The sequence below is a fragment of the Bacillus sp. TH22 genome (assembly GCF_016651015.1).
GTDB classification, from domain to species: Bacteria; Bacillota; Bacilli; order Bacillales; family Bacillaceae_G; genus Bacillus_A; species Bacillus_A mycoides.
This window is the reverse complement of the sequence record NZ_JAEKER010000001.1, coordinates 4,379,740-4,391,290: the sequence shown is the minus strand read 5'-3', so window position 1 is coordinate 4,391,290 and position 11,551 is coordinate 4,379,740. Positions and strand designations below refer to the sequence as shown.

11 protein-coding genes and 1 other annotated feature are annotated in these 11,551 nt (G+C 35.7%); of the genes, 3 read left to right on the top strand and 8 right to left on the bottom strand.

Going from position 1 to position 11,551, the window contains the following annotated elements; genetic code table 11:
• Nucleotides 1–50: 50 nt before the first annotated feature.
• On the bottom strand, nt 51–407 hold the full coding sequence (locus JFU18_RS22460) for a hypothetical protein (protein WP_002128995.1): 357 nt from the start codon (nt 405–407) through the stop codon (nt 51–53).
• 142 nt (nt 408–549) lie between these two features.
• Nucleotides 550–769, top strand: a binding site (T-box leader).
• 277 nt (nt 770–1,046) lie between these two features.
• Between JFU18_RS22460 and nhaC the strand changes: the two genes are divergently transcribed.
• On the top strand, nt 1,047–2,420 hold the full coding sequence (gene nhaC / locus JFU18_RS22455) for a Na+/H+ antiporter NhaC (protein WP_201031744.1): 1,374 nt from the start codon (nt 1,047–1,049) through the stop codon (nt 2,418–2,420).
• Between the two features lie 49 nt (nt 2,421–2,469).
• Here nhaC and cpdB read toward each other — a convergent pair whose 3' ends face one another.
• Nucleotides 2,470–4,851, bottom strand: coding sequence for a bifunctional 2',3'-cyclic-nucleotide 2'-phosphodiesterase/3'-nucleotidase (gene cpdB, locus JFU18_RS22450; protein ID WP_201031745.1), 2,382 nt, complete (start codon nt 4,849–4,851; stop codon nt 2,470–2,472).
• A gap of 272 nt (nt 4,852–5,123) precedes the next feature.
• Here cpdB and JFU18_RS22445 point away from each other — a divergent pair, with 272 nt between their 5' ends.
• Both JFU18_RS22445 and JFU18_RS22440 read left to right on the top strand, forming a co-directional pair.
• Nucleotides 5,124–5,903, top strand: coding sequence for a GDSL-type esterase/lipase family protein (locus tag JFU18_RS22445; protein ID WP_201031746.1), 780 nt, complete (start codon nt 5,124–5,126; stop codon nt 5,901–5,903).
• Between the two features lie 72 nt (nt 5,904–5,975).
• Nucleotides 5,976–6,422, top strand: a complete 447-nt coding sequence (locus tag JFU18_RS22440; protein WP_002088507.1) for a MarR family winged helix-turn-helix transcriptional regulator — start codon at nt 5,976–5,978, stop codon at nt 6,420–6,422.
• A 24-nt stretch (nt 6,423–6,446) separates the two neighbouring features.
• Here the strand turns inward: JFU18_RS22440 and JFU18_RS22435 are convergent, their stop codons facing one another.
• The 6 genes from JFU18_RS22435 to argJ all read right to left on the bottom strand — a co-directional run bounded on the left by JFU18_RS22435 (nt 6,447) and on the right by argJ (nt 11,551).
• Complete coding sequence (locus JFU18_RS22435) at nt 6,447–6,671, bottom strand: hypothetical protein (protein WP_201034297.1); 225 nt, start codon at nt 6,669–6,671, stop codon at nt 6,447–6,449.
• Between the two features lie 58 nt (nt 6,672–6,729).
• Entirely contained in the window at nt 6,730–7,281 is a 552-nt protein-coding gene (locus tag JFU18_RS22430; RefSeq protein WP_085312312.1) for a DUF2062 domain-containing protein, read from the bottom strand.
• Between the two features lie 147 nt (nt 7,282–7,428).
• Complete coding sequence (argF, locus tag JFU18_RS22425; RefSeq protein WP_002014968.1) at nt 7,429–8,379, bottom strand: ornithine carbamoyltransferase; 951 nt, start codon at nt 8,377–8,379, stop codon at nt 7,429–7,431.
• A gap of 12 nt (nt 8,380–8,391) precedes the next feature.
• On the bottom strand, nt 8,392–9,552 hold the full coding sequence (locus JFU18_RS22420) for an acetylornithine transaminase (RefSeq protein ID WP_201034298.1): 1,161 nt from the start codon (nt 9,550–9,552) through the stop codon (nt 8,392–8,394).
• Nucleotides 9,549–10,316, bottom strand: a complete 768-nt coding sequence (gene argB / locus JFU18_RS22415) for an acetylglutamate kinase (protein WP_002143074.1) — start codon at nt 10,314–10,316, stop codon at nt 9,549–9,551. Before argB ends, JFU18_RS22420 begins: the two co-directional genes overlap by 4 nt.
• An 11-nt stretch (nt 10,317–10,327) precedes the next feature.
• Entirely contained in the window at nt 10,328–11,551 is a 1,224-nt protein-coding gene (gene argJ, locus JFU18_RS22410; protein WP_201031750.1) for a bifunctional glutamate N-acetyltransferase/amino-acid acetyltransferase ArgJ, read from the bottom strand.

Sequence of the window (11,551 nt, the reverse complement as noted above, 5' to 3'; positions counted from 1 at the left end):
TAAATAAAATAATTCTCAAAAAAGAACAACTTATCATACGATAAGTTGTTCTACTTTCCATGTTGTATCTTTCCAATTTCTAAAATAATCTCTTCATCTTTTTTTCCTTCTGTATCAATTCCAAGTTGCTTAGCATGCTCAATTAACAAATCATGGCGCTGCTCAAATCTAGCGGTATCTACTTCTTTTGTAACCTCTTCTTTTGTTTTCCCCTCAGTAGAAACTCCTAGTTTAGTAGCTGCTTTTTCCATCGATTTCTTCTCTTCAGTTTCTTTCACTTTCTTCACTTCTGACTGCTGTATTTGCTTTTGTTTCGACTGCTCTGATTCAGCTGCAAAAGCTGTGTAAATTCCAGCACTTCCGCCAACGACTAGTAAGGTGGTAAAAAGAATTATTTTTTTCTTCACTCTTTCCTCCCCTTTCAAATTCATTATAACGCACATTTTTACAGTATGAAAAACATTTCTCCTTTATTTCCCTAAAAAAATATCGAATGTTTTTATTGACATGTATGATGAATATATGATAAAAATTTAACTAACATCATATGAATCGGCGTTGATAGGATTTAGTAGTATTTCGTTTTCTGATTTCAGAGAGCTGGTGGTCGGTGCGAACCAGTACAGAGCGATTTATGAATTACCCCCTGGAGCTTCTTTTACGAAACGTGAGGAGTAGTGAAAGACGGTTTAGACCGTTATGTCTAAAGAGTGGTGAAATGAAACTGTTTCACAATTTAGGGTGGTACCGCGAATTTTTCGTCCCTGCATATATTGCAGGGGCGTTTTTATTTTATGAGCGCATATCATATGACCCTTTATTTTGTGATACATTCCTTTCACAAGCTAGGGTGGTACCGCGATTTCTTCGTCCCTGCATAATTATATGCAGGGGCGTTTTTTTATCCAATCATTTCCGTATCATATTGAGATGTTGACAATTACTGGTAATTTGTCACAAAATTCTAAATTCTAGAAGGAAATATACAATATTGGCGAATTTTATATAAAAAAGAGCTATTTTAGATTACTTAGGAGGGAAAAACAATGGTTTCAAAAATTGAATCTGTTCTTTTAACATTATTTATCTTTTTCTGTATTGGCTTTAGTGTTATCCAATTAGAAGTTTCACCACACATCCCAATCTTATTTGGTATCGTTCTTTTATTAGCATTTGGATTTATGAAAAAAATCTCTTGGTCTACTATGGAAAAAGGGATGATCAGTAGTATTTCAGCTGGTATTCCATCTATTTTTATTTTCTTACTTGTGGGCGTATTAATTAGTGTTTGGATCGCTGCTGGAACAATTCCAACTTTAATGGTATACGGCTTCCAGCTTGTATCTCCTAAAATTTTCGTCCCAACCGTTTTTGTTGTTTGTGCAATTGTTGGAACAAGTATCGGTAGTGCCTTTACAACTGCCGCAACTGTAGGACTTGCCTTTATGGGAATGGGTAGTGCTCTCGGGTACGATCCAGCTCTGATCGCTGGTGCAATTATTTCTGGTGCATTCTTTGGAGATAAAATGTCTCCTTTATCTGATACAACAAACTTAGCTCCTGCTGTAACGGGTGTAGATTTATTTGAGCATATTCGTAACATGCTTTGGACAACAGTTCCTGCTTTCATTATTGCTTTTATCGCATTTTTCATTTTAGGAAGCGGTATTAGTGGAGACGTTGACTTCACAAACTTTATTAGCACGTTAGAAAAAAACACAACGATTTCTATCGTTACACTTATTCCAATTTTATTACTGTTCCTATTCGCATTTAAAAAGGTTCCAGCAGTTCCAACATTGCTTGCAGGAATTGTTGTAGGAATTATTATTCTCTTTATTTTTAAACCTAGCACTTCTTTAGCTGATTTAATGAAAATTATGCAAGACGGCTACGTTTCTAAAACTGGTATTAAAGACATTGATAGCTTACTATCTCGCGGTGGTCTACAAAGTATGATGATGTCGATTGCTCTTATTTTCCTAGCTCTTTGTATGGGAGGATTATTACAAGGAATGGGTATTATAGCGCAGCTGATGAATATTATCTCTAGCTTTGTAAAAAATAGCACACGCTTAATTATTTCTACTGCTTCAACTGCAATTGGTGTAAACTTCCTACTTGGCGAACAATACTTATCAATCGTTTTAACAGGACAAGCATTCGCTAACAAATACGATGAAGTCGGTTTAGAACGTCGTAATTTATCACGCGTATTAGAAGATGCAGGTACAGTTATTAACCCGCTCGTACCATGGGGTGTAAGTGGCGTATTCTTAACAAACGTCCTTAGCGTTCCAACATTCGATTACCTTCCATACGCAATCTTCTGTTTAGCTTGCCCAGTCTTAACGATTATCGTCGGCTTTACTGGATTTGGCCTTTCATGGAAGAAAGAAAAAACAGTACCAGTTTCATAATATAATAAAAAGGATTACCTTAATCGGTAATCCTTTTTATATTTCTCCGCTATCTATTCGCTTTCTTTCTTCTAAATAACATAAGTAATCCCGCTCCAACAAACGCCAGACCTGCTCCAATTGTAGAAGCAACACTTGTACCTGTTTTCGGTAAATCACGTTCTTCTTTATTTTCACTTACAGTTGTTGTTTCTTTTGAGTTTTGATTATCCGTTGTAGTTTGTCCAGATCCTGTATTATTTCCATCTTGTTTTGGTTCATTTCCATTATTGCCTTCACCTGTTGGTGGTGTCGTTGGATTTTCTCCGTTATTGCCTTCACCTGTTGGCGGTGTTGTTGGATTCTCTCCGTTATTGCCTTCACCTGTTGGTGGTGTCGTTGGATTCTCTCCGTTATTGCCTTCACCTGTTGGCGGTATCGTTGGATTCTCTCCACCAGTTTCCTTATCATCATTCTTCTTCGTTATATCAATTGCATATTTAGCAAATTCATTTTCAGATGGTCCAACATATGATATCTTTCCATCTTTCTTTATATGGTTTTGTGCATTTGGTGAAGAATCAAATGTTGTATTTAATTTATCTGCAACAATCGGCTTAAATGTCCAGTTTTGATCTGCTGCTGGATCAATAATTGGTGTTTCTTGCATATATTTCACAATGATTTGACGTGTTTCATCTTGTGATTGGTATACAACTTCCCCTTTACTTACACCAGGGAACGTTTGGCTACTTCCACGATAGTTATTTGTAGCGACGATGAACTCTTGATTATCAGCTACTGGCTTCCCTTCATACGTCATATTTATAATACGATTCGTATTTGCATTTACAACTTTTCCATCTCTATCGTATTTCGCCGGTTGTGTTACATCAATTTCGTATTTTAAGCCATCTAAAATATCAAAGTTATATGTAGGATAGCCTATATTTACTAACGGCTGTTCTTCTGTTTTCTTTGAATCAATTTGATTAAACTGACCTGCAGACATTTCAAGCCATTCTTTCACTTGTGCCCCATTTACTTTTACAGCATATAATGTATTTGGATATACATATAAATCCGCTACGTTTTTAATTGCTAATGTGCCTGCTGGAATATCCGTATAATATGTAGCACCGTTTCGGCCACCCGCTTTAAATGGTGCCCCTGCAGATAAAACTGGAATTCCTTTATATTTGCTATACTGTCCATTTTCAGCAAATAACTTTTCTACATACCATTTTTGTGCATTTGTCACAAGTTGTACAGAAGGATCATCTTGTACTAATGAAAAATAACTATTAATTGGTGCTGTCGTTTCACCTACAGCTGTATTTACATAATCGATTGTCGCTTGATGATCATCTTTAATTTCATTAACTAGTTTTTGATCAGATTCTACTAATGGATTACCTTTACTATCAGCAATCGGACGAAGTTGCGGCTTAGACTGATCTTTTTGTACTTCCCATTTTCCATTTACCTTTTTCAATTGCATATCAATAATACCTAAGTTACTACCAAAAACACCAGGCATTACAACTGGAACACCATTAAATACGTCCTTCACTTCAGTATGTGAATGTCCCATTAATACTGCATCTACGCCAGGAACTTCTGTCGCTAAATAAAACGATGCATTTTCCATTCCTTCGTTGTATCCACTCTTATCAACACCTGAATGCGCTAGTGCAACTATAATATCCGCACCTTGCGCCTTCATTTCCGGAACTAATTTTTTCGCTGTTTGCACAATATCTTTTGCTTTTACTTTTCCTTCTAAATTCGCTTTATCCCAATTCATAACTTGAGGTGGAACAAATCCCATTACACCAATTTTCACCTTTTGTTTTTGACCTGATTCATCCACTACTTCTTTCTCAAAAATATGATATGGTTTATCAAAGTAATGCTTGTCATTCTCATCATTACCATCATGATCATCTATATAAACATTTGAGTTAATAACAGGGAACTTAGTTTTTTTAATCACTGACTTTAAATAATCTAAACCGTAGTTAAATTCATGATTCCCAAGAGAGATGACGTCATACTTCATTAAATTCATTACACGATATAATGGATGGACATAGTTAGGATCAACAGAATTCTCCTTCTCCTGATCTTTTATTTTATTCGCTACATAATCTCCAAGCGGTGTCCCTTGTAATGCATCTCCATCATCAAATAGGACAGAGTTTTTCGCTTCTTCACGTGCTTTATTAACGAGTGTTGCAGTTTGCACAAGACCTACTTTATTATCTGTTTTCGTTTGATAATAATCGTAATTCATTAAGTTAACGTGAATATCCGATGTTTCTAGAATTCGTAAGTTAACTGTATTCTCCCCAGCTTTTTCCTCTGCATGAGCTGTTGTTGGCAATACTTGCGGTGCTATAACACCAATAGCAAGTGTTGCTCCAGCTAGCATTTTTTTTGACTTTTTCACAAAAAATCCCCCTTATACAATTACCCCAAAATAATGAAATGAATCTCTATCAGTCTCTAACCACATACCTTTTTACTTCTATTAGAGCGATGATTTTCACTTTATCTGACATTATCATATATAAAGTTCTTTCGTATCGTCAATATTTTTTGACAAACTTCAACAAATTTTCTGTAAAGTTATTGTAAACTTTTCATAAACATATAATATGCCCTTACATTACTTATACTGCTGAATATGATACAATTACCAATTACAAGGAGGATGAATTTATGAAAAAAGTCATCTTAACAATTGTTTGTCTCCTCCTTCTAATCATTTCTTGTTCTAATTTTGAAAAGAACGATGAGACAAAACAAAAAGAAACTGAAGGAAAAGCAGAAAAAACATCTGCTCCGAGTTGGATTTATAAGCAAACGAATGACTCTTTTTATCACCTCGTATTAGGTGATTCACTTGCAAAAGGATATGGATCTACACAAGGGGGATTTGCCGAATTAGCTTCTAAACAATTAGAAGGACAAATTCATAAACCAATTAGGGTAGAAAACCTCGGTGTAAATGGTCTCACTACAGATCGTCTCGTTAAAAAAGTCCAGTCAGAAGAAGTTCAACAAAAAATTAGGGAAGCAAATATAATTACTATTAATATTGGAGCAAATAATTTATTCCGCTTAAATCGTGATGTAGGTGTTATAGATGGTATTAAAATGTTAAATAAAGAAAAAGCCCGTTTTGAAACGGATGTAAAAAACATTGTAAAGACCGTTCGAGATCAAAATCCGAATGCTTTACTCATTCTATCTGAACTCTATAACCCTTTACAACTAGATGACTCCATCGCAAGTTATGCAGATATGTTTTTAGATGGTTGGAATGATTCTATTTATTCTATTTCAAAAGCACATCAACCGTCGATTGTTTTACCAATTCGCAAATTAATATCGAAGGATAAAAAAGATTTACTATTTGACCAAGTACACCCAAATGATAACGGTTATACGATTATTGCCAATACATTTACAAAGCAAGTGTTATCCTACAAATATTAAGGCTACCATGAAACAATTCTATTTTTATACCTTGTCTTTTTTGTTACAATGATAGTGGAAGGGGGCCGTTATATGGAATCACGCGAGTGGGAACGTATTGTTGATCATCTTCTTTCGCTAGTGCCTCTTTTTTATCGCAAATTTATGCTTCCTGGAGAGTTTTCTTCTCAAAGACATATGCCGCCATCACATACGCAAGTGTTACTGCTTTTGCATGAAAATGGTACATTAGCAGTTTCAGAAATTGGCAAGCGGCTAGCGATTTCACGGCCTAACATGACCCCTCTATTAAACAAACTTATTCAAGAAGAGCTAATAGAGCGTCATTATAGCGAAAAAGATCGAAGGGTCATTTTAATTTCCCTAACAACTGAAGGGAAAATGTTAGTAAGTCAGTATCAGCAATTCATTTTAGGCAAACTAAAAGAAAATTTTCAAACATTATCTGAGGAAGAGCGCGAAAAGCTCATTTATTCTCTTAAAACCATTCAAAATTTAATTTTGAAAACAAACGCATAAAGCTGCTTCTAAATAGAAGCAGCTTTATGATTCGTAATAATTACCATAGTATACATTTGAATACGGCCATGTCATTAAATATGGTTTTTGTTCTTGCGTAGGCTGTTGTTGTGGCATTTGTGGCATTTGTGGCATTTGTGGTATTTGCTGTAATTGTTGTTGTCGATATAATTCGTATTGTCTACTCATATCATAAACCGGATAATAATTTACATATGGGTATACTTGCGGTACGTAATAATAATACATTCATTCTCTCCCCCTTTTTCTTAAACATATTCAAAGGAGAAAATGAATGTGACATTCTTTATATTTGAACAAGTGGTTCTCTCACTTGTTTCTTTCTTTTCTTCAAACGTAACTTACGATTCTTTTCATATAAATAATGCACAACGAAATATGAAATTACCCCAAACACAATTCCTATTATCGTCATACCAATTAATACATACACTTCACTCTGTAATAAGCTCTTTAACATCGTAAAAATATGGATCGAAAACAAATCTGATATCGTAAATGGTTCATGATGTATTTTCTGTACATGAAATGGGTAAATCATTTTTCCTAGCGCATAAGCAAACGGAAATAAAAATACTGGGAGAAACAATATTTTCCCAATAATATTACCAATGACTGCGGCTGGAAAAGATCCCTTTGCTAACCTGACAATTGGATAAAATATTAAATATACGAGCGATGCCGTATAAATCACCAACATTTCTAAACCAAATCCAATAGCAAAACCTAGTGACACTTTCTTTGCTCCTTCTGGCGATCGAAGCAACTTAAAATATTGAAACTTTAATATTCTCCACATTCGCTGAAAAAACGAATATGTTTTCTTAGTTGTTTTCAAATTCATCATCTCTTTAACTATATTTTTTATCTAGTATGTCCTTACATGATATGAAAAATAAAATTAGTTTTCTCTTTTTATTATAAATGATATAGAGATAATTAACTAAATATACATCCGACATTTCCATATAAAAAAACCTCCCTTTTAGGAAGGCTCTTCTATATTTTTAAATAAACTCACTAATAAAGCTTTTTGCGCGTGCAACCTGTTACCAGCTTGCTCAAAAACGATAGACTGTGGCCCATCTATAATCTCTCCAGTTACTTCTTCTTCACGATGAGCAGGCAGGCAGTGCAGGAAACGATATGTTTGCTTTGCATGTATAACAAGCTCTTTATTTACTTGGAAAGGCTGGAATAAAGTATATTTTTCTGCTTCTCCTTCTTGGCCCATACTCATCCAAACATCAGTATAAATAAAATCTGCTCCACTTACCGCTAATTCAGGATTATGCAAAATCTCAATTTCAGCCCCTGTTTCATCAGCAATCGCTAATGCTTTTTTAACAATTTCTTCATTCGGCTCATACCCCACAGGCGTTGCCACAGTCATATTCATCCCGACTTTTGCACTCGCTAGCAATAGTGAATGACATACATTATTCCCATCACCTACATAAGCTAATTTAACTCCTTTAAACGTATGAACTTCTTCATATATCGTCATTAAATCTGCCAACGCTTGGCAAGGATGATGATCATCAGTTAAACCGTTAATAACTGGGATACTGGACTCTTTTGCAAGCTCCTCTACATCCGCATGCGAAAATGTGCGTATCATAATTCCATCAATATAATGAGATAGTACTTTCGCAGTATCTGACACCGTTTCTCCTCTGCCAATTTGCATCTCTTTTCCACTTAAAAACATTCCATGTCCTCCGAGCTGTACCATTCCTGCTTCAAAAGAAACGCGAGTACGGGTTGAATGTTTATCAAAAATGAGACCTAATATTTTCCCTTGTAATAAAGGCTCCTGCTTGTTCTTTTTTAAATATATAGCGAACTCAATTAAAGAAATGATTTCTTCTTGCGTCAATTCTTCTAACGTTAAAAGATCTTTCGTATTTAATTTCGGTACTTGTACAGTTGACATGAAATTTCCCCCTTATATTATTGATGCATTTTTTGTACAAACCACTCTTTTTATCATATATATTGCCTGTTCTAGCTCTTCATTCGTTACAATAAGTGGTGGTAATAGTCTTATAACATTAGGCCCTGCTTGTAATACGAGAAGTCCTGCTTTTTCTAGTTGTTCTATGACATTTGCAACCTCATGCTTACATTCGATTCCAATCATAAGTCCCTTACCACGAATATTTTGAACACATTCAACGTGTCGTAATTCTTCTTGCAATTTCTTTAATACGTACTCGCCCTTTTCCTGTACCTCTTTAAAAAACGATTGTTCCTTAATGAATTGCAATACTTCTTTCGCTGCAGTCATAGCAATATAATTCCCACCGAAAGTTGAACCGTGTGACCCGGCAGTAAAAGAAGAACCTAGTTCTTTTCGGCCAATCATCGCTCCAACTGGAATACCATTCCCAAGCGCCTTTGCGATGGTAACGATATCAGGAACTATTCCCATTTGCTCATAAGCGAATAGTGTTCCTGTTCTGCCTATTCCAGTTTGTACTTCATCTATAATAAAAAGAGCATTGTACTGATTACATAGTTTTTCAATTTCCTTCAAAAAGGATGGATCAGCTAATATTACTCCTCCTTCTCCTTGAATAACTTCTACCATTACCGCCGCAACTTCTTCATTCATTACTTCCTCTAATGCTCGTATGTCGTTAAATAGTATATGTAAAAAAGACGGAAGTAATGGACCGAATCCTTCTTTCACTTTATCTTGTCCTGTTGCACTCATCGTTCCAAATGTTCTCCCGTGGAAAGATTGCTCACATGTTACTACGAGAGATTTCCCAGTATGCTTACGTGCTAGTTTTAAAGCCGCTTCATTTGCCTCCGCCCCGCTATTACAAAAAAACACATGATCTAATGCTGTATCTTCTGTTAATAATGATGCGACCTCTTCTTGTAAGGAGTTCGTAAATAAGTTAGATATATGCCATATATTTCCAAGTTGCTTTTCTACTGCCTTTACAACCGTAGGATGACAATGTCCTAAGTTACATACTCCAATACCAGAAGTGAAATCTAAATATTGCTCACCACTTTTATCAATAACTTTCGCCCCATTGCCCTTTAGAAATTCAATTTCTCTTCTTCCATATGTTTGAAAAAGATGGCTTGTCATACGATACTCACCCCTTTTGTTACCGTAGTTCCAACACACTCTCCTGTAACCTCAGTAAAATCCTTTGTACCATTTACGATACTAGCCTTTTTCACTCCCATTTTTAACGATGTAAGTGCCGCCTGTACTTTCGGAATCATTCCACCTGTAATGACGCCTTGTTCTATAAAAGTAAGAATTTCATATTCATCCGTTTTCTTTACCAATCTTCCTTCGTGTAACACTCCATCTACGTCCGTTATAAAAATGAGTTCTTTTGCAGATAGTGCGGCTGCAATTCCAGCTGCAGCGGTATCTGCATTTATGTTATAAACCTCATTACCATTTATCCCAATTGGGGCAATGACAGGAATATAATTCATATCTATCAACCCTTTCAATAGGGCTGTTTCTACATAACTTACTTCTCCTACATACCCTATCGCTTCGCCAACAGGTTGAACTTGAAGTAAATTACCGTCACATCCTGAAAGCCCCACCGCAAGTAAATCATGTTTTTGTAAATTCATTACGAATTTTTTATTCGTACTTCCGCATAGCACCATTTGAACAACATCCATAACCTCTTTCGGCGTTACTCTTAATCCATCTTTCTTTTCTATCTCGATATTAGAGTCTTCTAACTTGGCATCAATTTCTGGGCCACCGCCATGGACAATAACAACCTTATACTTATTTTGCAATTTCTTTATACAATCAAAAAAGACACTATTTAATCGATTCAACATGCTACCGCCACATTTAACTACAATATAATCACTCATCTTCTCTCTCCTTATGTACGATAACAAGCATTTATTTTCACATATTCATAACTTAAGTCGCAGCCCCAAGCTGATCCCGTTTCATCTCCTAAATGTAAACACACATCAATTTTTATTTCATGTTCTTGTAATTTCTTTGTCATTTCCTCTTCAGAAAACATTTGAGGCTCACTATTTTTTAATACGGCGATAGATTGAAGAGTGATATCAATTGTATTTGGGTTAATAATTACTTCACTCTGTCCAGTACTACTAATAATTCGTCCCCAATTTGGGTCCTCACCGTATATCGCTGTTTTCACAAGACTGGAACCGACTATTTGTTTTGCAATTTTCTTTGCTTCTTCATTTGTTCTAGCCCCTAACACGTTTACTTCTATTAACTTCGTAGCACCTTCACCATCTTGTGCAATTTTTTTCGCTAAATCTTCACATACCTTTTGTAAAGCAACTACGAAAGTTTCCCAGTCTTCATGTTCCATATTCATCGTTTTCGTTTCTGATAATCCACTTGCCATAACGATGACCATATCATTTGTAGAAGTATCTCCGTCCACCGTAATTTGATTAAACGTATGATTCGTAATTTGTGATAATGCTGTTTGCAATACTTCATGCTCTATATTGGCGTCTGTTGTAATAAAACTAAGCATCGTTGCCATATTCGGCTTGATCATCCCTGAGCCTTTTGCGACCCCAGCAATGATCACTGCTTCCCCATCAATTATCATCTCATAGCAAGTTTCTTTCGTTATAAGATCTGTCGTTAAAATTGCTTCACAAAAAGAATAAGCTTCACTTACTTCCTTTGTTGGCACAAGAGATTCAATTCCCTTTCGAATGATATCCATCGGTAAAGGTACTCCAATTACACCTGTTGAAGCGACTGCGACGTACTTTTCTTTTACTCCAAAGTGTTCCGCTCCTAATGTTCGCATCTCATAAGCATCTTGCAATCCTTTCATCCCCGTACAAGCATTTGCATTGCCGCTATTTACAACAATTGCTTGTAATATCCCTTCTGCTGCTATGCTATCCTTCGTTACTTGCAACGGCGCTGCTTGTATTTGATTTGTTGTATACACAGCAGCACATGATGCTGGCACCTCACAAACGATTGCACCCATATCCTTTTTCACCTTTTTCAGACCATTTGCAGTACCGATTGCCAAAAAGCCTTTTGGTGTAACAATTGAACCATTTGCTAATTTTGTAATAGACGATGCTTTAATCAT